Annotated in this window: 18 protein-coding genes and 1 other annotated feature; of the genes, 2 read left to right on the top strand and 16 right to left on the bottom strand. The window is 37.2% G+C overall.

Annotated elements, in window-relative coordinates; genetic code table 11:
* Position 1: 1 nt before the first annotated feature.
* Entirely contained in the window at positions 2-382 is a 381-nt protein-coding gene (locus AB1280_RS02480; RefSeq protein ID WP_272188199.1) for a YoqO family protein, read from the bottom strand.
* 276 nt (positions 383-658) lie between these two features.
* Between AB1280_RS02480 and AB1280_RS02475 the strand changes: the two genes are divergently transcribed.
* Positions 659-1,333, top strand: coding sequence for an MOSC domain-containing protein (locus tag AB1280_RS02475; RefSeq protein ID WP_429754780.1), 675 nt, complete (start codon positions 659-661; stop codon positions 1,331-1,333).
* A 27-nt stretch (positions 1,334-1,360) separates the two neighbouring features.
* A complete protein-coding gene (locus AB1280_RS02470) occupies positions 1,361-1,615 on the top strand; it encodes a YbeF family protein (protein ID WP_272188201.1) in 255 nt (84 codons plus the stop codon).
* A gap of 883 nt (positions 1,616-2,498) precedes the next feature.
* Here the strand turns inward: AB1280_RS02470 and AB1280_RS02465 are convergent.
* The 15 genes from AB1280_RS02465 to ileS all read right to left on the bottom strand — a co-directional run bounded on the left by AB1280_RS02465 (position 2,499) and on the right by ileS (position 20,036).
* Positions 2,499-2,801: a hypothetical protein gene (locus AB1280_RS02465; RefSeq protein WP_429754779.1), complete on the bottom strand. Its 303-nt coding sequence runs from the start codon at positions 2,799-2,801 to the stop codon at positions 2,499-2,501.
* 672 nt (positions 2,802-3,473) lie between these two features.
* On the bottom strand, positions 3,474-4,106 hold the full coding sequence (gene pyrE / locus AB1280_RS02460; protein ID WP_429754778.1) for an orotate phosphoribosyltransferase: 633 nt from the start codon (positions 4,104-4,106) through the stop codon (positions 3,474-3,476).
* Positions 4,103-4,819, bottom strand: coding sequence for an orotidine-5'-phosphate decarboxylase (pyrF, locus tag AB1280_RS02455; protein ID WP_429754777.1), 717 nt, complete (start codon positions 4,817-4,819; stop codon positions 4,103-4,105). The genes pyrE and pyrF overlap by 4 nt, the downstream gene beginning before the upstream one ends.
* 2 nt (positions 4,820-4,821) lie before the next feature.
* Positions 4,822-5,733 (bottom strand): dihydroorotate oxidase B catalytic subunit, encoded by a 912-nt coding sequence (pyrD, locus tag AB1280_RS02450; protein WP_020059222.1) that lies wholly within the window; start codon positions 5,731-5,733, stop codon positions 4,822-4,824.
* Complete coding sequence (gene pyrK, locus AB1280_RS02445; RefSeq protein WP_272188208.1) at positions 5,730-6,509, bottom strand: dihydroorotate oxidase B electron transfer subunit; 780 nt, start codon at positions 6,507-6,509, stop codon at positions 5,730-5,732. Before pyrK ends, pyrD begins: the two co-directional genes overlap by 4 nt.
* Positions 6,506-9,724, bottom strand: a complete 3,219-nt coding sequence (gene carB, locus AB1280_RS02440; RefSeq protein WP_429754776.1) for a carbamoyl-phosphate synthase large subunit — start codon at positions 9,722-9,724, stop codon at positions 6,506-6,508. Before carB ends, pyrK begins: the two co-directional genes overlap by 4 nt.
* A complete protein-coding gene (locus tag AB1280_RS02435; RefSeq protein ID WP_429754775.1) occupies positions 9,709-10,806 on the bottom strand; it encodes a carbamoyl phosphate synthase small subunit in 1,098 nt (365 codons plus the stop codon). Before AB1280_RS02435 ends, carB begins: the two co-directional genes overlap by 16 nt.
* On the bottom strand, positions 10,803-12,089 hold the full coding sequence (pyrC, locus tag AB1280_RS02430; protein ID WP_429754774.1) for a dihydroorotase: 1,287 nt from the start codon (positions 12,087-12,089) through the stop codon (positions 10,803-10,805). The genes AB1280_RS02435 and pyrC overlap by 4 nt, the downstream gene beginning before the upstream one ends.
* On the bottom strand, positions 12,073-12,987 hold the full coding sequence (locus tag AB1280_RS02425; RefSeq protein WP_429754773.1) for an aspartate carbamoyltransferase catalytic subunit: 915 nt from the start codon (positions 12,985-12,987) through the stop codon (positions 12,073-12,075). Before AB1280_RS02425 ends, pyrC begins: the two co-directional genes overlap by 17 nt.
* A gap of 148 nt (positions 12,988-13,135) precedes the next feature.
* The gene (locus tag AB1280_RS02420; RefSeq protein ID WP_429754772.1) at positions 13,136-14,419 is read right to left on the bottom strand and encodes a solute carrier family 23 protein; all 1,284 of its coding nucleotides are present in this window, start codon (positions 14,417-14,419) and stop codon (positions 13,136-13,138) included.
* A gap of 148 nt (positions 14,420-14,567) precedes the next feature.
* On the bottom strand, positions 14,568-15,113 hold the full coding sequence (gene pyrR / locus AB1280_RS02415; protein ID WP_242222055.1) for a bifunctional pyrimidine operon transcriptional regulator/uracil phosphoribosyltransferase: 546 nt from the start codon (positions 15,111-15,113) through the stop codon (positions 14,568-14,570).
* Positions 15,114-15,314: 201 nt separating this feature from the next.
* Positions 15,315-16,223, bottom strand: coding sequence for an RluA family pseudouridine synthase (locus tag AB1280_RS02410; RefSeq protein ID WP_429754771.1), 909 nt, complete (start codon positions 16,221-16,223; stop codon positions 15,315-15,317).
* 3 nt (positions 16,224-16,226) lie between these two features.
* The gene (lspA, locus tag AB1280_RS02405) at positions 16,227-16,685 is read right to left on the bottom strand and encodes a signal peptidase II (RefSeq protein WP_429754770.1); all 459 of its coding nucleotides are present in this window, start codon (positions 16,683-16,685) and stop codon (positions 16,227-16,229) included.
* 121 nt (positions 16,686-16,806) lie between these two features.
* Entirely contained in the window at positions 16,807-17,139 is a 333-nt protein-coding gene (locus tag AB1280_RS02400) for a molecular chaperone DnaK (RefSeq protein WP_272188217.1), read from the bottom strand.
* A gap of 131 nt (positions 17,140-17,270) precedes the next feature.
* Complete coding sequence (gene ileS / locus AB1280_RS02395; protein ID WP_429754769.1) at positions 17,271-20,036, bottom strand: isoleucine--tRNA ligase; 2,766 nt, start codon at positions 20,034-20,036, stop codon at positions 17,271-17,273.
* Positions 20,037-20,116: 80 nt separating this feature from the next.
* Positions 20,117-20,336, bottom strand: a binding site (T-box leader).
* Between the last annotated feature and the right edge of the window lies 1 nt (position 20,337).

Genomic DNA, 20,337 nt, shown 5'->3' with positions numbered 1-20,337 from the left:
TTTATACATTAAATGTATCGTCATGTAATAATAACTTTCTATTAACTGTGGAAACAATCATTCCAGAAACGATTAAAATTACAAATATATAAATGAATTTCGCTAAAAATAACCACTCTTGAAAAAGTGACATAACAGCCATTTTTTTCTGACCTTCTAATAATAAAAATGCTACAGTAGGTACTAGAATAATATATTCAATCGTAAAAATTAGTTTCTTTTTCTTACTTAAATTTCGAATATCATCCCACCTATATAGCAAAGAAAAAATAATTCCAACAATAAAAACAATGTTTATCCAATTGCCTGCAATTCGATGATTTAAAATAATAGATAAAATAAAACAACCAATTAAGCCGTAAAAACCTATTTTTTTCGCCATAACCCCTCCTTTATTTTCCATATTTAGAATTACTTTTATTATAACATTTACTCATTATGTTTTCTGTATGTCGTCCTTATTCTATTACGGTGAGTGAAATTGTTCTCCTATTTTAAACAGTTAACCATACTGAAGGATATTCATACTTCTTCATGCTATTTATGACTTCTGCTATAATCAATTTGCAATTGCATGAACTTTCTAACAAAAATCGTAATCCCTATCACATTTTATGGTAATATAAACCATATATAAAGACCGAAAGGAGTTATACTTATGCCACACATTATTTCTATCAATATCGGAACACCGCAAAAATTCCAGTTTCAAGGGAAAGAAATTGAAACTGGTTTGTTTAAAAAAAGTGTTAACAAACCGTTACATTTATCGACACTTAACTTCGAAGGCGACGGTCAAGCTGATTTAAAACACCACGGCGGGAAAGATAAAGCTGTTTGTATATATGCCATTGAACATTATCCATATTGGGAACAAGAGCTAACGCAGCAACTTCCATACGGAGCATTCGGAGAAAACTTAACAGTAACAGGATTACTGGAATCAGATGTATGCATTGGTGATATATATATAATAGGAGAAGCTCTCGTACAAGTAACACAGCCGAGGCAACCTTGCTATAAACTATCTTATCGCTACGATCTAAAAGACTTCCCGCTTCTTGTTCAAAACACGGGATTTACTGGCTTTTATGTAAGAGTACTAACAGAAGGAACTGTTTCCCCTTCTGATGAAATAAAATTAATAGAACAAAATAAACATCGCATCACAATAGCCTTCGCAAATGAAATCATGCACCACGATAAACAAAATATTGAGGGTATACAACGCATATTAGCAGTTGATTCTTTATCAGGTAGCTGGCGAAATACATTTAAGAAGCGATTAGAAGGAAAAGAAACGAGTACAGAAAAACGTTTAACAGGAAAATAATAAACTTGTAAGAAAAGAGGACAACGCATGAGTGAATTTATATTCGTATTATTTGTTTGTCCATTACTTATCTTTATTTTTTCTGTTATTGGTACACGGGTTACAAAAACATATTATGTGATGCCTATTATTACATTTGCGATTTTTCTTATTTTGGCAGTAACCTTATTTAATCGATCATTTTTCTTTTGGGTTGGGATGTATAGTATTTTTTCATTTCTTGTTTCTTATATAACACTATTATTTGTAAAGGGTAAAAAGGAAGTAGATAAAAAGCAATAACTATATGAATCTATTTTAATTTTTCGACATATAGATTGCTACTATTAGGTTATTTAAATCTCCCTAATTGTTTTTTATTTCATTATGCAAATTCAACAACTCATCATTTACTACAAGATTTTTTAATAACAGATTTATTAACTTTTTGTATTCAAAATATTGATTCAAATCCAGTTACACAAAAATAGATTTCATGAATCCTATCTTCCTTTATTTAATCAAGAGACGACTCATAGTCATATACAATACAAAATAATATTGTATATATTATTACAGCAACATATTGCAACAAAATCAGAATTTCTTTCAAAAAAAATGTCAGCCAGTTAGTAAACATTACAATAATAAGGAATACAAGTAATATTCAAAGTAAGCTAGCAGACATGAAAAGCCTTTGTTTTATACAACAAAAAACAACTTCAAGAGCTATACATACTAAAATTACTCGTATTGGATACCTTACACTTATGGAAATCATTTCCTCAAAAAATTAAAATTTATCACTGATACATATTTTAACATTTTATTCACCAGTTTCGTTTTCTCGACTTTTTAGTACTTTTACCATAGTTTTTATAGGCTTTTTTATATCCTTTATTTCTTTATTTTAATAATTTTTCTATATACTTAACGTGTTTCAAACCAGTATACTACAATGTAAACTAAGATAAAGGATCCTCCAAATATCAACAAACGAAATAATATGGGGATAAAAGATAATGATGTGAAGTATAGTAAATATAGAATTATAAAAGGAATAAAAAATAAAAATAATATATATGTTTTATGTTTAACTATTGTTAGTATGAAACCTCCACTACAGATAACTCCTATTATAATCCCATATATCCAAATTATTGTTTCATCGCTATCTATCATGTAATCACCTTTTCTTATAGGATTTCCATCCTTTCCGAAAACCTTTAGAAAATACATAAGCATCCTGTGCCCACCCAATCGGTCCTAATAAAGTTTTTCTTCGTACTTTTCCAGCCAAGCGAATGCTTGCTTTCTGAAATTGCCTAGCATTTTCTTTACTCTGTACTCTAGACAATGTTTTTCCTTTTGGCAATGTTTCTTTTGTTAGTTGATTAATAGAATCATAGGCGTATGTTGTTTTTTCTGTTTTGTCACCGTTTTTGCGTTCAATTGTGGTACGGTTGCTTGTTGCGTCATACGTATACACTTCTTCTAAAATGCGCTGTGAATCTTTTGTGCCAATTTGTAAGTTTGTCAGTTTCTTTGTATAGTCATACGTAAATTGGGCCGCTGCGCTATTGCCGGCTTGATAACGAACGACGTTCCATTTACGAGTGTTGTTTTCGTTAATTGATTATCTTCTTTATAGGGAAGGATCTTTTTATTTCCTTTTTCATCTGTTTCACTTGATTTGTTGCCATACGGATCGTACGTAAATGTATTTTTACGTTTTTTTTCATGACTTCACCTCGCTAAAATTTCAAATATCTTACAATCCAAAATATAAAGTACTATTCAATAAAATTCAACAAAAATTATCAATTATCCTATTTTTCTAACTATTTAATCCGTTATTCCAAATTATAAGAAAAGAAGACTAGCACTAAAAATATATGAATTCATTTTGATTTTCCGACATATTGATTGCTGTTATGCAGAAAAAAGGGAGCTTCTACTCGCTTTCTCCCTTTGTTTTCACTTCGCCTGTGACAAAAAGGCCCTGACCGCTTCTATTCATATCTAGATGTTCCCTCCCACCTAAAAAGTAAAGGTTTTTGTCGTTTTTTCAATCTGTATTCATATATACTCGTTACATAAATGAATACAGATTGAAAAAAACACGACCGAGTTTCCCCCCACGGTCGTGTTTTCTTTATCATTACGCTGTAACCCAAGCCTCGTCAGCTGGATTCTTGCGCCATTCTTGTAGTTTCTTCGTTTCTGCTTCGCCAATGATCCCTTTTTCTGCTGCTACTTCTGTAAGTGCACTGTAGTCACTTAAAGAGTATGATGCAACGTTTGCTGCTGCTAATTTTTCTTTTCCTGCTTCCAGTTCGTATGTGAAGATTGATACGATTCCTAATACTTCACAACCAGCTTCGCGAAGTGCCTCTACACAAGTGATTGCACTACCGCCAGTTGAGATTAAATCTTCTACTACGACAACTTTTTGGCCTTTTTCTGCTTTACCTTCGATCTGGTTTCCTTTGCCATGACCTTTTGCCTTGCTGCGTACATAGCACATTGGTAAGTTCATACGATCGCTTACCCAAGCAGCGTGAGCAATACCTGCTGTTGCTGTACCTGCAATAACTTCAACATCTCCGAAGTGAGTTTGAATTAATTCTTCTAATCCTGCTGCAATCGCTTGGCGTACTTCTGGGTATGATAACGTTAAACGGTTATCACAATAAATTGGTGATTTCATGCCAGAAGACCATGTAAATGGATCATTTGGTTGTAAAAATACTGCTCCGATATCTAATAAATGAGATGCAATTTGTTTTTTCATACTGTTACACCCTCCCACTGTTCTTTTACAATTTGATACGCCTCGCGTGGGTTTTCCGCTTTTGTAATACTACGTCCTACTACGATATAACTAGAGCCTAGTTCACGCGCACGTTTTGGCGTTGCCACACGTACTTGGTCATTTACATCGTCGCTTGCAAGACGAATCCCCGGTGTTACTGTTACGAAAGCGTCTCCGCATACTTCGCGTAACTTTGGTACTTCAAGCGTTGAACAAACAACGCCGTCCAAACCGCTTTCTTTTGTTAATTTCGCATAGTGAGCAACCGCTTCTTCTAACGTTTTCTCAATGCCGATCTCTTTTTTCATTACTTCTTCCGATGTGCTTGTTAGTTGTGTAACTGCAATACAAATCGGTCTCTCTTTTCCTTCTTTCTTACCTTCCTCTAATCCCTCAAGCGCATATTTCATCATACTGCTTCCCCCAGCAGCATGAACGTTTACCATATCAACTTCTAAACTAGCTATATTGCGCATTGCACTTTTTACTGTATTCGGAATATCATGAAGTTTCAAATCTAGAAAAATTTGATGTCCTTTTTCTTTTAAATACGTGATAATGGCAGGTCCCTCTTTATAAAACAGTTCCATACCAACTTTGACAAATAATTGTTCTCCTTCAAAGTAACTTAAAAACTGTTCTACCTCTGCCTTACCTGGAAAATCTAGTGCAACTATTAAAGATTGTGACATGTTTACTTCCAGCTCCTTCCACGACATTCCGAAATGTGTTCAAATCCTAATTCATCTAAAAGTGCTGGTAATTCTTCAATAATTGTTGGACATACAAACGGATCAACGAAGTTGGCTGTGCCAACTGCTACTGCACTTGCACCAGCGTAAAAGAACTCAATTACATCTTCCGCCGATTCAATACCGCCCATTCCGATAATCGGAATGTTAACAGCTTGACTCACTTCGTGCACCATGCGAATTGCAACTGGTTTAATCGCTGGTCCAGATAATCCACCTGTACGATTTGCTAAAATTGGTTTTGCTGTTTTTAAATCTAAACGCATGCCAAGCAATGTATTAATCATCGTTAATCCGTCTGCCCCCGCGTTTTCAATTGCTTTTGCAATCTCAACAATGTTTGCAACGTTCGGTGATAGCTTTACGTATACCGGAACTTCAGATACCTCTTTTACACGTTTCGTTAAATCTGCTGCAATTTCCGGTACTGTACCGAAAGCAATTCCACCTGTCTTCACATTTGGACAAGAAATATTTAATTCTAGCGCATGAACATTTGGTGCTTTCGAAATTTCCTTTGCAACTGCTACATAATCTTCAGCTTGTGACCCAGCAACATTCGCAATAATAGGAAGATCGAATTGCTCTAGAAAAGGTAATTCGGAAGTCATTACCTTTTCTAGACCTGGATTTTGAAGTCCAATTGCATTTAACATTCCACCTGGTGTTTCAGCAACGCGAGGCGTTGGATTTCCATAACGAGGTTGCTCTGTTGTTGCTTTAATCATGATTGATCCAAGTACACTTAAATCGTAAAATTGTGCATACTCACGACCAAACCCAAAGCAACCAGAAGCCGGGATGATTGGATTTTTCAATGATAATCCTGGTAATTCAACTTGCAATCTGTTCATAGTACAACCTCCCCGATTGGAAATACTGGCCCGTCGCTACACACCTTCTTGTAAGAATGTCCGCTTGGATCTTCTTGCAAGTGGCATACACATGCGAAACACGCCCCAATTCCACAGCCCATACGTTCTTCTAGGGAAATATAGGCTTTTTTCTCTTTATAACGGCCTTCTAATGCACGTAGCATTGCCAGTGGTCCACATGAATAAAGAATGTCAAAGTCAATTCCATATGCATCAATTACATCTGTTACAAAGCCTTTTGTACCATGTGTACCGTCGACTGTTGCAACATACGTATCACCAAGTTCTGCAAATTTATCTTCGTAGAAGACGACATCTTTCGTTTGGAAGCCTAAGATGTGAATGACACGTATACCTTTTGCAACAAGGCGTTGTGATAATTCATAAAGTGGTGGCACACCAATCCCGCCCCCAACTAATAAAGCTGTTTGTCCTACCTCTGCTTCTTCTACTGGAAATCCATGACCTAATGGCCCTAATACGTCTACAAGGTCACCTTGTTTTCTCTTTGCTAATGTTTTTGTTCCTTGTCCTTCTGCACGGTATAGCATTGTAAATTCATTTTTCTCTTGATCTACATTACAAATACTAATTGGGCGGCGCAAGAGGGGCGTAATGCCCTCTGCTACCTTAATGTGTACAAACTGCCCAGGTTCGTTCATGTGCTGTACTAAATCACCTTGAAGCACGAGCTCGTAAATATTTTTTGCGATTTCTTTTTGGTTAACGACGATCATATTTTGCTTTTGCATCATGCATGTACCACCTCGTGACGCTCAGCCCCCGCAAATTCTTTCATTGCGTGAGCTGAAAATGTCATAGACTCTAGTACTCGTAAAATCGCTCTTGTTGTATCAAGTGATGTTAAACATGCTACACCATTTTCTACAGACTCACGACGAATACGGAAGCCATCACGTGCTGGTTGTTTTCCTTTTGTTAATGTGTTAATAACAAATTGCGCTTTTCCTTGGCGAATAATATCAAGCAAATTGTAGTCTTCAGAATCAATTTTGTTTACAACTTGAACTGGAACGCCTTGGTCTGTTAATGATTTCGCAGTTCCTGCTGTCGCTAATAAATTATAGCCAATTTCATGGAATCGCTTTGCAATTTCCATTGCTTCTTCTTTATCTTTATCTGCTACTGTGATGATTACAGATCCGTGCGTTGGAATATTGATTCCGGCAGCAACAAGTCCTTTATATAATGCTTTTTCAAGCGTTAAATCTTTACCCATTACTTCCCCTGTTGATTTCATTTCAGGTCCTAATGTTGTATCAACAGAACGTAGTTTTGCAAAAGAGAATACCGGAGCTTTTACATACACTTCTTTCTCTTCTGGACGATATCCAGTTTCATATCCTTGTTCTACAAGATTTTGACCTAAAATAACTTTTGTTGCGATATTCGCCATCGGTACGCCTGTAATTTTACTTAAGAATGGTACTGTACGGCTCGCACGTGGGTTTACTTCAATTACATACACTTCGTCTTTGAATACTACAAACTGGATATTCAGTAATCCAACAATGTTTAATCCTCTTCCAAGTGCGATTGTATTTTCGATAATTTGTTCTTTCAGTTTTGCAGATAAGCTTTGCGGTGGATATACTCCAATTGAGTCACCAGAGTGAACTCCAGCGCGTTCAATATGTTCCATAATACCTGGAATGAATACATTTTCACCGTCTGAAATTGCATCTACTTCAATTTCTTTACCAACCATGTAACGGTCAATTAATACTGGATGATCCGCATGAACTTTAACCGCATTTTTCATATAGTGTAGTAGTTCTTCTTGACGATATACGATTTCCATCGCACGTCCACCTAGTACATAAGATGGTCTTACTAATACTGGGTAACCAATTTCTTCAGCGATTTCTACCGCTTGTTCTACAGTCGTTGCTGTTTTTCCAACTGGCTGTGGAATGCCTAACTCTGTTAAAGCTGCTTCAAACTTATCACGATCTTCTGCACGGTCTAAATCTTCTAGCGATGTACCTAAAATTTTCACGCCACGCTCTTGTAATTTTGCCGCTAAGTTAATTGCTGTTTGCCCACCAAATTGAACGATTACGCCTTCTGGTTGTTCTAAATCGATGATGTGCATTACATCTTCAATTGTAAGTGGTTCAAAATATAATTTATCTGAAATACTAAAGTCTGTCGAAACTGTTTCTGGGTTATTATTTATAATAATTGCTTCGTAACCAGCTTCTTTAATTGCCCATACAGAATGAACTGTTGCATAGTCAAACTCGACACCTTGACCGATGCGAATTGGACCAGAACCAAGAACGACTACACTTTTACGCTCTGTCACGATTGATTCGTTTTCATCACCATATGTGCTGTAGTAGTAAGGTGTTGCGGATTCAAATTCTGCTGCACATGTATCTACCATTTTGAATACTGGTGTCATACTGTTTTCTTTACGCATATCATAAATTTCACGCTCTGTTTTACCCCAAGCAGCTGCGATGTAATGATCGCTGAATCCCATTGCTTTTGCTTCTTGTAATACTTCCATATCGCCTACATGATTTTTAATGTTACGCTCCATGTTTACGATGTTTTCAACTTTTTGTAAGAAGAAGAAGTCCATTTCACACCATGCATTAATTTCTTCTTGCGTTACACCTTGACGAATCGCTTCTGCTACAACGAACAGACGCTCATCATCTGCTTTTATAATACGTTTTTTCATTGTTTCTTTATCCAGCTCTTTTAAGTGATCAAGCTCTAAATGATAAACACCAAGCTCTAAAGAACGAACTGCTTTTAATAATGATTCTTCTAAATTACGACCGATTGACATGACTTCCCCAGTCGCTTTCATTTGTGTGCCAAGCGTTCTGTTTGCCGATTCAAATTTATCAAATGGCCAGCGTGGAATTTTAGAAACAACATAGTCTAATGCTGGTTCAAAGCATGCATATGTTTTTTGTGTAACCGGGTTTACAATCTCATCAAGTGTTAAGCCAACTGCAATTTTCGCTGCCAATTTTGCAATTGGATATCCTGTTGCTTTTGATGCTAATGCAGATGAACGACTTACACGTGGATTTACTTCGATTACATAGTATTGGAAACTATGTGGGTCTAATGCAAGCTGAACGTTACATCCACCTTCAATTCCTAATGCACGAATAATTCTTAATGAAGTATTACGTAACATTTGATATTCACGGTCACTTAATGTTTGGCTTGGTGCAATAACGATGGAATCTCCTGTATGCACACCAACTGGATCGATATTTTCCATGTTACATACTACAATCGCATTATCGTTTGCATCACGCATTACTTCATATTCAATCTCTTTAAAACCAGCGATACTTTTTTCTAATAAACATTGTGTTACTGGACTATGTTTTAGACCACTTGTTACAATTTCAATTAACTCTTCTTCATTATGGCAAATACCACCGCCAGTTCCGCCTAGCGTAAATGCAGGGCGAACAATGACTGGATAATCAATTACTTTTACAAATTCATATGCTTCATCAAGCGTATGAATAATTTCACTTGGTGGTACTGGTTCTTTTAAATCTTGCATTAATGTACGGAATAAATCACGATCTTCCGCTTGCTCAATTGCTGATAATTTTGTTCCTAAAATTTCAACTCCGCACTCTTCTAGTACACCTGATTTCGCAAGTTCAACAGCCATGTTTAGTCCCGTTTGTCCGCCAAGTGTTGGCAAGATTGCATCTGGACGCTCTTTACGAATAATACGGCTTACAAATTCTAATGTTAAAGGTTCAATGTATACTTTATCTGCTGTTGCAGTATCAGTCATAATTGTTGCTGGGTTAGAGTTTACAAGGATTACTTTGTAACCTTCTTCTTTAAGAGATTGACAAGCTTGCGTTCCAGAGTAGTCAAACTCAGCTGCTTGCCCGATTACAATAGGTCCTGATCCGATTACTAAAATTGTGTTAATGTCTAGGCGTTTTGGCATAACTCTTCCCCTTCTTTCTTAAAGTTTTCGATCATTGTTAAGAAGTCTTCAAATAAATTGTTTGCATCTTCTGGTCCTGCTGATGCTTCTGGATGATATTGCACTGTAAATGCTGGGAACTTCGTATGACGAAGACCTTCTACTGTTCCATCATTTAAAGCTACATGTGTAATTTCAAGATCTGTACTTTTAACTGATTCTTCTTCTACTGCGTAACCATGGTTTTGAGAAGTAATGGCTACTTTTCCAGTTGCAAGATGTTTTACTGGATGATTTAAACCACGGTGACCGAATTTTAACTTGCTTGTATTTGCACCAGATGCTAGAGCGAACAATTGATGGCCAAGACAAATCCCGAATAATGGTACTTTTCCGATAATGTCTTTTAGCATTTCAATTGCTTCTGGTACATCTTTTGGATCCCCAGGTCCATTACTTAACATAATTCCATCTGGGCTAAGACGTAAAATCTCTTCAGCCGTTGTATTGTATGGTACAACAATTACATCACAGTCACGTTTATTTAGTTCTCGTAAAATACCATGCTTCATACCGAAGTCTACAAGTACAACGCGATGACCACGGCCTGGACTTGGATATGGATCTTTTGTTGATACGCTTTTCACATGATCTGTAAAGACTGTCTCTTTTAATTGGCTAACGATGTACTCTACATCCACATCCATGTTGCAAAGACGTCCGCGTAATGTTCCATATTGACGAATTTTTCGTGTTAATTTTCTTGTATCAATTCCTGCTAATCCTGGAATGTTTCTTTCTTTTAAATAATCATCTAACAAAATTTCATTACGGAAGTTAGATGGGTGATCACAAATTTCGTTTACTATTAAACCATTTACAGATGGATGAATTGATTCGAAATCATCACGGTTAATGCCGTAGTTTCCGATTAATGGGTACGTAAATGTTACAATTTGACCGCAGTATGATGGATCAGATAGCGTTTCTTGATATCCAGTCATTCCAGTTGTAAATACAACTTCACCTGACTTTTCGATTTCTCCTCCGAAACCTTTTCCAATTAATACTGTTCCATCTTCTAAGATAAGCTGTCTTTTCATACTAATGCACTCTCCTTTTGCCATGCGATCTTACCGTCAACTAATGTCATAATCGGCCATCCTTGACATTTCCAGCCCGTAAATGGCGTATTTTTTCCTTTTGATAAGAATGTTTCTGGGTCAATCTCTTCTTCTTGTTCTAAATCGATAATTGTAATATCAGCTGCTCTTCCTGCTTGCAGGCGACCTGCTTCTAAACCAAATGTGTCAGCTGGTTTTTCTGTTAAGAATTGAATTAACTGTTCTAATGTGATAATTCCTTTTTTCACAAGGTTTGTATATAGTAATGGGAATGCTGTTTCAAAACCAGTAATTCCGAACGGTGCTCTTTCAATACCTTGTGCTTTTTCTTCCGCCGCATGCGGTGCATGATCTGTTGCTATTATATCAATCGTTCCATCTAATAATCCTTCAATTAACGCTTCTTGGTCTTCTTTTCCTCTAAGCGGTGGGTTCATTTTAAAGTTTGGATCAGCTGATGGGATATCATCTTCACATAATATTAAGTGATGCGGTGTTACCTCTGCTGTTACTTTAATTCCAGCACGTTTTGCATCACGAATCACTCGTACAGATCCTTTTGTACTTACGTGACATACGTGATAATGGCAATCCGCCGCCTCTGCAAGTAATATATCCCGGGCAATATGTACAGATTCACATACTGATGGGATACCGTTTAATCCGTGTTTCTCAGAAAACTTCCCTTCATGTACACAACCTTTATTAATTAACGTATTTTCTTCACAGTGTGCAACAACTGTCATATTTAATTTTGCTGCACGCTTCATAGCTGCTAGCATCATACTCGCATCTTGTACGCCTACTCCATCATCAGTAAATGCGAATGCACCAAGTTCTTTTAATGTTTCAAAGTCTGTCATTTCAGAACCTGCTTGACGCACTGTAATAGCACCGTACGGTAATACATTAACGTGTGCTTTTTCTTGAATTCGTTTTTGTAAATCTTCCATATGTTCTTTACTATCTGGTACAGGACGCGTATTCGGCATTGCACAAATTGTTGTAAATCCACCTTTTGCTGCCGCAAGTGTACCTGTTTCAATTGTTTCTTTATGCTCACCACCCGGTTCGCGAAGATGTACGTGTACATCAATTAACCCAGGTGCAATTAATTTTCCGTTTACATTAATCACTTCTACATTTTCAGCAGTAATGTTTTCTGCTACTTTCGCAATCTTACCGTCTTGTACGAGAAGGTCTGTTGTCACGATAATTCCCTCTTCATTTACATAGCGACCATTTTTAAACAAATAATTCATGTTTCATTCCTCCTAATACATTTGGTAATGCGCGTTTTAATACAGCCATTCTTACATAAACACCGTTTTCCATCTGTTTAAAGATACGTGAGCGTTCACACTCGACAAGTTCACTTGCAATTTCTACATCACGGTTCACAGGTGCTGGGTGCATAATAATGCTTCCTGGCTTCATGCGTTTCTCACGTTCAATCGTTAAACCGTGTTCTTCATGATACTCTTTCATAATGTCTGTTTCATAGTGATCATGACGCTCATGCTGCACGCGTAGTAACATCATTACATCAACTTCTGGAATTAGTTCGTCTAATGCTTTGTACGTTCCAAATGTGTTCGTTTCGTCTTTCCATTCTTCTGGACTTGCAAAATAAACGCTTGCTCCTAATTTCGTTAACGCTTCTGCATTTGAACGTGCTACTCGGCTATGAGTGATATCTCCAACAATTGCAATTTTCAGTCCTTTAAATGTTCCAAATTCTTGTTTTATCGTTAGTAGATCAAGCAAACATTGTGTTGGATGATTTCCACATCCATCACCTGCATTTAAAATTGGAATATTCACTTGCTCTCTAAGTTCATCGAAGTATCGATCTTGCTCGTGGCGGATGACAACAGCCCTTGTTCCTATCGATTCTAGTGTTTTTACCGTATCGTACAATGTTTCTCCTTTTTGCACGCTAGAAGACTCTGCTGAGAAGTTGAGAACATCAAGTCCTAAACGTCTCTCTGCTACTTCAAAGCTAAAACGTGTTCTCGTACTATTCTCAAAGAATAAGTTTGCGACAAACGTTTGCTCTGTCGCTTTTATGCCCTTTCCGCTTGCGAAATCTTCTGCATCTTTTAGAATTTCTGAAATCTCCTGCTCCGATAACTCACTCATCGTTAACAAATGGTTCATTGTCATCCCTCATCTTTCTGATTTTTATCATAGCACTTGTGAATTTATATAATATTAACTGCATAAAAACACCCTAATCTTGTGAGACTAGGGTGTAACAAACTACACACCCTTTTCCGTCTCACAGGACTGAATTAAAAGGCTGTCTTTATGAAGCAATCTGCTTTGATTTTTTTTTCTCTTTCATTTCAGGTAAAACGAGATTTAACAGTACTCCCACGATTGCCGCAAGAGCCATCCCCTCCACTTGGAAAGATTGACCAATATGAAGTACTGCACCGCCAATGCCAATTACTAATATGACAGACGCAATCATTAGATTACGTTTATCTCCGAAATCTGTTTTCTCATCTACTAACATACGTAAACCGCTTGATGCAATCACACCGAAGAGTAAGATTGATACACCGCCCATTACCGGTGTTGGAATCGAATGGATAAGCGCTGAGATTTTCCCAATAAATCCGAAGATAATTGCACATATTGCTGATCCGACGAATAGGTACACACTGTATGCTCTTGTGATCGCAAGTACCCCAATGTTTTCACCGTATGTTGTATTTGGTGGTCCTCCAATTGTTGATGCGATAAATGTTGCAATGCCATCCCCCATAATAGAGCGGTGTAAACCTGGTTTTTGAATCAAATCTCTATTTATAACATTTCCAAGTACAATTTGATGCCCAATATGTTCTGAAATTGTTACGACCGCAACTGGTACCATTACTAGTACTAATTTCCACGAAAACTCCGGTGTATATGTGACAAATGGTACTATGAAATCTGGTACATCGAACCATTTTGCTTCTACCACTGGTTTCAAATCAACTAAGCCTTGGAAGTAGGCAAAGATATAACCACCTATGATTCCAATTAAAACTGGTATGATGCTAAGGAAGCCTCTTCCAAAAATTGAGCAGATGATTGTAATTGCTAATGTTACGAGTGCAACTGAAAAGTGTGTAAAGCTATATTTTCCATCTGCATTATTCATTGCCATATTTACCGCGGTATGTGCAAGCCCCAGTCCAATTACCATAACAACTGGACCAACTACAATTGGTGGTAAGAGATTCATAATCCAGTTTGATCCAGACTTTTTAATTCCAAGTGCAATCAACATGTAGACAAGCCCTGCCATCATTCCGCCAAGCATAGCTGCTCCTGGGCCACCTGCTGCTTTTGCTGTAATAATCGGTGCAATGAATGCAAACGATGATCCAAGGTAAGCTGGTACTTGCCCTTTCGTCACAAGTAAGAATGCTAGTGTTCCTACTCCACTCGATATTAAAGCAACTGCTGGGCTTAACCCTGTTAAAAATGGCACAAGCACCGTTGCCCCGAACATGGCGAATAAATGTTGTATACTTAACAATAACCATTTTCCTGGTTTCGGTATTTCATGAATATCTAACACTGGCTTTTGTTCCATTGATATCTCCTCCTCCAATACCTGAAAACTTGCAATAAAAAAACTCTTTGTGACTATGCACAAAGAGTCCTATACTTACGTATGTCAAAATAGACATATGAAAGTCAAGACCCTTTGGCAGCCTCACGGGACTACATTTAAAAGGGCTTTATTTTTTTTCGTATATGCTTACTCGATCTTGTTTATCTGTTTCTTGAAGGTCTACTTCAATACGTTCTTCGCTTGATGTTGGAATGTTTTTCCCAACATAATCAGCGCGAATTGGCAGTTCACGGTGACCTCTATCTACAAGAACAGCTAGCTGAATTTGTGATGGTCTACCAATGTCCATTAACGCATCCATAGCAGCTCGCACTGTTCTTCCTGTATATAATACGTCATCAACAAGAATAACTTTTTTATTTGTGATGTCAACTGGAATGTCTGAACCTTTTACAAGCGGTTCTTTGTTTTTAGATTGCAAAGTTAAGTCATCACGATATAACGTAATGTCTAATTCACCGACGGCCATTTCTTTTCCTTCAATTTGACCAATTCGTTCTGCTAAGCGCTGTGCGATGAAAATACCGCGTGTTTTAATCCCAACTAGAACACAATTTTCAACACCCTTATTGCGTTCTACAATCTCATGACTAATGCGTGTTAAAGCGCGGCGAATCATTTGATCATCTAGTACCACTGCTTTTTCTTGCATGTTCTTCACCTCCAGGCTTTTTTCATGCATGAGAGGAATGGTATAAAAAAACCTCTCGTCGTGTGCGAGAGGTTCTTCTGAAAAAGGGTACAAATATACCCTATGTATTTCAAACCGTTACCTTCTCAACCTCACGGGGTTGTGTTAAAGGACTTATTCAACTGCTGTTATTATGTCAGTTTTTATAACGATTGTCAATATTTATTTTCGCAAATCATTTAGAAGATCTACAAAAATTTGTGGGACTGGTGCTTCAAATTCTAAATATTCACCTGTGCGCGGGTGAATAAAGCCTAAAATACCTGCATGTAGTGCTTGACCATTTATATCAAATGTTTTCTTCGGACCATATTTCGGATCACCTGCAAGTGGATAACCAATATATTTCATATGTACACGAATTTGATGCGTACGGCCTGTTTCTAATTGACACTCCACATGAGTAAAGTTATTAAAACGTTCTAATACACGGAAATGAGTCACAGCATGTTTTCCCTTATCATCAACGGTCATACTTTGACGATCTTGTTTATCACGACCAATTGGTGCATCAATCGTTCCTTTATCATGCGGAATAACACCATGAACAATTGCTTGATAACGTCTTGTTACCGTTTTTGCTACAAGCTGGTTAACAAGCGCCTCATGTGCCATATCATTTTTTGCCACCATCAATAACCCAGATGTATCTTTATCAATGCGATGCACAATCCCAGGGCGCATTACACCGTTAATACCTGATAAATCTTTACAGTGATACATTAAGCCGTTTACTAACGTGCTGCTCGTATGCCCTGGTGCAGGATGCACAACCATACCACGCGGTTTGTTTACTACAAGTACATCACTATCCTCATAATAAATCTCTAAATTCATATCTTCTGGAAGAATATCTAATGACTCTGGTTCTGGAATGGTAACTGTAATTTCATCATTTGTTTTTACTTTATAGTTCCCTTTAACATCTTTTCCATTTACCGTTACAACACCGTCTTTAATCCATTGTTGTACTTGTGAACGAGACCATTCATTATTCACTCCAGCAACAAATTTGTCAATCCGTTCACTCTTTTGCTCTTCTGAAACTGTTACTTGTACTACTTCGCTCATTATTTACTCCTTTATTTTCTTTCCTTCTAGTAATGTTTGAATAATAATTAACGCCACACCTACACATAATGCCGAGTCTGCAACGTTAAATACTGGGAAGTTGTACGAAAAAATATATGTATGAATAAAATCAACAACCTCTTTTCGCACGACACGATCAATAAAATTACCAATTGCTCCGCCTAGAATAAGCCCAAGCGAAATACCGAGAAGCTTGTCTGTCTTTGCGTATTTCTTCATATAAAACAGAATAAAAATAACAAAGATAACTGTAATAACATAAAAGAACCACATTTTATTCTCTAAAATGCCCCATGCAGCTCCGCGATTGCGGTGAGACGTTATATACAGTACATTATCAATAATCGGAATGCTCTCACCTAATTCCATTTCCTTCACGATAATCCATTTTGATACTTGATCAACGGCAATCACAACTAAAGCTATTAAATAATATATCATTTTCGTTTCCCCCACAATGACAGTGTACCTCAAAATTTTAGCATAGCTGCTATGTTTTCACAATGAAGCATCGCATCGGAGCATAAAATAAAGTGAATTAGGTAATATAATATTGTTATCTTTAAATTGTTTTTACCTTTTCATAAAAACACTCATAAATTGTACGTGCTGTTGGCATTCCCTTTAATTGTTTAAGTGTCATTCTTTGTCCGGTTTCCTCACAAATTCCATACATACCTATTTCCATTTTCCAAAGTGCTCGCTCTATATCTTTTAAATCTTCTCTCATATCATGCAATAATAATTTATTTTTCACATCTGTTTTCGCCATACCTAGCAATTCCTGACCAAATTCTACATCATATGCATACAACTCTTCTTTAGCTAATCTCTCCTGTAATTCTCGCTGCATTAATTGTAGTTCTACTTGAATCTCCATGTATGTGTCAGTCACAAGTGCGTCCCTCCCGGCTGGAATGTATCGTTAGTTTATCCGAAACGCACACGATTACCGCACACACATTTTTCCTTCCAAGGAAGAAAAAAAATCGACTGCCTTGTATGCAGTCGATTTTCCTCATTGCATTATTTTACATAATGTTCAGTTACAACTTCTCCGCAACGCTTACATAGTGTTGGATGGTCCGCATTACTTCCTACTGTTTCAGAGACAACCCAGCAACGTTCACACGTTTCACCAGTTGCTTGCGCTACAACAACAGCTGTATGTTCATATTTCGGTGCATCAGCTGGTGCTTCTTCCATCGTTCCACCAAGATGGTACTCAGAAACGATAAATAATTGTTTCACATCTTCTGTTATGGATTGTAACAATTCTTTCATTTCTGCTGTTGGGTAAAGTGTGATACTTGCATTTAATGATTTACCAATTACTTTTGCATTACGTGCATCTTCTAACGCTTTTAGTACATCATCGCGAAGTGTCATAAATGCATCCCATTTTCCTTTTAACTCTTCAGCACCCTCTACTTCTACAGCTTCTGGCATATCAGTTAATTGGACGCTCTCTTCTACTACTCCAGGGATATATGGCCATACTTCATCTGCTGTATGCGGTAAAATTGGCGTTACAAGTTTTGTTAATGCAACCAGTACATCATATAGTACCGTTTGAATTGCACGACGGTCGTGATTATTTTCTGATTCGATATATAAAATATCTTTTGCAAAATCTAAATAGAATGAACTTAAATCAATTGTACAGAAGTTATGAATCGCATGATATACAGCAGCAAATTCATATGTTTCATAAGCATCTTTTACTTTTGTAATTAAGTCATTTAATTTCACTAACATGTAGCGGTCTACTTCACGAAGTTCTGTAGCAGATACCGCATCTTTACTTGGATCAAAATCAGCTAAGTTTCCTAATAAGAAACGGAATGTATTACGAATTTTACGATATACTTCCGCTACTTGTTTTAAAATATCATCAGAAATACGTACGTCAGATTGGTAATCAACTGAAGATACCCATAAACGTAAAATATCGCCGCCTAATTGGTCCATAATCTTCTTCGGTACAACAATGTTTCCAATAGACTTACTCATCTTACGGCCTTCACCATCTAATACGAAGCCGTGACTTAAAACCCCTTTATACGGTGCTTTTCCTGTTACCGCAACTGCTGTTGAGAGTGAAGAGTTAAACCAACCGCGATATTGATCAGATCCCTCTAAATATAAATCAGCTGGACGTTGCAAATCATCACGCTCTTCTAATACAGCTTGATGAGATGAACCAGAATCAAACCATACATCCATAATGTCTGTTTCTTTTCGGAATTCGCCATTTGGACTAGATGGGTGTGTAAAACCTTCTGGTAATAAATCTTTCGCTTCACGTTCAAACCATACATTCGAACCATGTTCACGGAATAACCCTGCTACATGATTAATTGTCTCATCCGTAATAATTGGATCACCATTTTCTGCATAGAATACAGGAATCGGAACACCCCATGCACGTTGACGAGAAATACACCAGTCACCGCGATCACGAACCATGTTATGAAGACGTGTTTCACCCCAAGCTGGTACCCATTTCGTTTCTTCCACAGCTTGTAATAATTCACTGCGGAACGCTTCAATAGATGCAAACCACTGTGCAGTTGCACGGAAAATAATTGGTTGTTTTGTTCTCCAGTCATGCGGATAAGAATGCGTAATAAATGTTAATTTTAATAACGCGCCAACCTCTTCTAATTTTTCTGTGATTGGTTTATTTGCTTTATCGTAGAATAATCCTTCAAATCCAGGAGCTTCGCTTGTTAATACACCTTTATCATCAACTGGACAAAGAACTTCTAAACCGTATTGCTTTCCAACAAGGAAATCATCTTCCCCGTGTCCAGGTGCTGTATGTACACAACCCGTACCAGCATCTGTTGTGACATGCTCACCAAGCATAACAAGAGAATCACGGTCATAGAATGGGTGTTTTGCCGTTGTATATTCCAGTTCGCTACCTTTTACTGTTTTCACAACTTCAGCATTTTCCCACTCTAATGTTTTCGCAACGGTTTCAAATAACTCAGAAGCAATGATATACTTTGCATCTGCAACTTTTACAATGCTGTATTCAAGTTCTGGATGAACAGAAATACCTAAGTTTGCTGGCAACGTCCAAGGTGTCGTTGTCCAAATAATGAATTTTTCGTCTCCTTCTAAAACATTCTTTCCATCTTTTACAGGGAATGCCACATAAATAGATGCAGATTTCTTATCTTTATATTCAATTTCTGCTTCAGCTAATGCAGACTCACTCGTTGGAGACCAGTAAACAGGTTTTTGACCTTTATAGATATAACCTTTTTTCGCCATTTCACCAAATACTTTAATTTGCTGTGCTTCATATGCTGGTTTTAATGTAATGTATGGATTATCCCAATCACCGCGTACACCTAAACGTTTAAATTGCTCGCGCTGACGATTTACTTGTTCGTATGCATATTCTTCACAAAGTTTACGAAATTCAGCAACTGTCATTTCTTTACGCTTAACACCTTTATTTGTTAAAGCTTGCTCAATTGGTAATCCGTGTGTATCCCAACCTGGTACATATGGTGCACAGTATCCCGTCATTGATTTAAAGCGAACAATAAAGTCTTTTAATACCTTATTTAACGCATGTCCCATATGAATGTCGCCGTTCGCATATGGCGGTCCATCATGTAGCACAAATAGTGGACGTCCCTTTGTGCGTTCTTGCACCTTTTCATAAATGCTCATTTCAGCCCATTGCTCTTGCATGACAGGCTCACGTTTCGGTAAATTTCCACGCATTGGAAACTCTGTTTTTGGCATTAATAATGTGTCTTTATACTCCATGCTTAATTCCTCCTTGAATATATAAAAGAATGACATTTTTTCTAAATAAATGGAATAAAAAAGAGACCTTCTCATCCCCAAAAAGGGACGAGAAGGTCTCCCGCGGTACCACCCTAGTAGACTACTACATATAGTAATCCTCTTTATATTCTTAACGCGAATACACGCCTCTACTTACTTGGTTGTTCAGCGAGGAACTCCAGGGTGATATTCCCATTCTCTCCTTATCCTGAGCTTCCACCGTCCTCAGTTCGCTATATAAGGTATGAAAAAAGTACTTATCCCTATCTTCGTTTTTCTA

The organism is Bacillus sp. S10(2024), assembly GCF_050473865.1.
In the GTDB taxonomy this organism is placed as follows: domain Bacteria; phylum Bacillota; class Bacilli; order Bacillales; family Bacillaceae_G; genus Bacillus_A.
This window is presented reverse-complemented; position numbering and strand designations above follow the sequence as displayed.

Coding starts and splice junctions, on each gene's coding strand:
- AB1280_RS02480 (WP_272188199.1), bottom strand. CDS start 382: ATGGCGAAAAAAATAGGTTTTTACGGCTTAATTGGTTGTTTTATTTTA.
- AB1280_RS02475 (WP_429754780.1), top strand. CDS start 659: ATGCCACACATTATTTCTATCAATATCGGAACACCGCAAAAATTCCAG.
- AB1280_RS02470 (WP_272188201.1), top strand. CDS start 1,361: ATGAGTGAATTTATATTCGTATTATTTGTTTGTCCATTACTTATCTTT.
- pyrE (WP_429754778.1), bottom strand. CDS start 4,106: ATGAAAAAACAAATTGCATCTCATTTATTAGATATCGGAGCAGTATTT.
- pyrF (WP_429754777.1), bottom strand. CDS start 4,819: ATGTCACAATCTTTAATAGTTGCACTAGATTTTCCAGGTAAGGCAGAG.
- pyrD (WP_020059222.1), bottom strand. CDS start 5,733: ATGAACAGATTGCAAGTTGAATTACCAGGATTATCATTGAAAAATCCA.
- pyrK (WP_272188208.1), bottom strand. CDS start 6,509: ATGATGCAAAAGCAAAATATGATCGTCGTTAACCAAAAAGAAATCGCA.
- carB (WP_429754776.1), bottom strand. CDS start 9,724: ATGCCAAAACGCCTAGACATTAACACAATTTTAGTAATCGGATCAGGA.
- AB1280_RS02435 (WP_429754775.1), bottom strand. CDS start 10,806: ATGAAAAGACAGCTTATCTTAGAAGATGGAACAGTATTAATTGGAAAA.
- pyrC (WP_429754774.1), bottom strand. CDS start 12,089: ATGAATTATTTGTTTAAAAATGGTCGCTATGTAAATGAAGAGGGAATT.
- AB1280_RS02425 (WP_429754773.1), bottom strand. CDS start 12,987: ATGAACCATTTGTTAACGATGAGTGAGTTATCGGAGCAGGAGATTTCA.
- AB1280_RS02420 (WP_429754772.1), bottom strand. CDS start 14,419: ATGGAACAAAAGCCAGTGTTAGATATTCATGAAATACCGAAACCAGGA.
- pyrR (WP_242222055.1), bottom strand. CDS start 15,113: ATGCAAGAAAAAGCAGTGGTACTAGATGATCAAATGATTCGCCGCGCT.
- AB1280_RS02410 (WP_429754771.1), bottom strand. CDS start 16,223: ATGAGCGAAGTAGTACAAGTAACAGTTTCAGAAGAGCAAAAGAGTGAA.
- lspA (WP_429754770.1), bottom strand. CDS start 16,685: ATGATATATTATTTAATAGCTTTAGTTGTGATTGCCGTTGATCAAGTA.
- ileS (WP_429754769.1), bottom strand. CDS start 20,036: ATGGAGTATAAAGACACATTATTAATGCCAAAAACAGAGTTTCCAATG.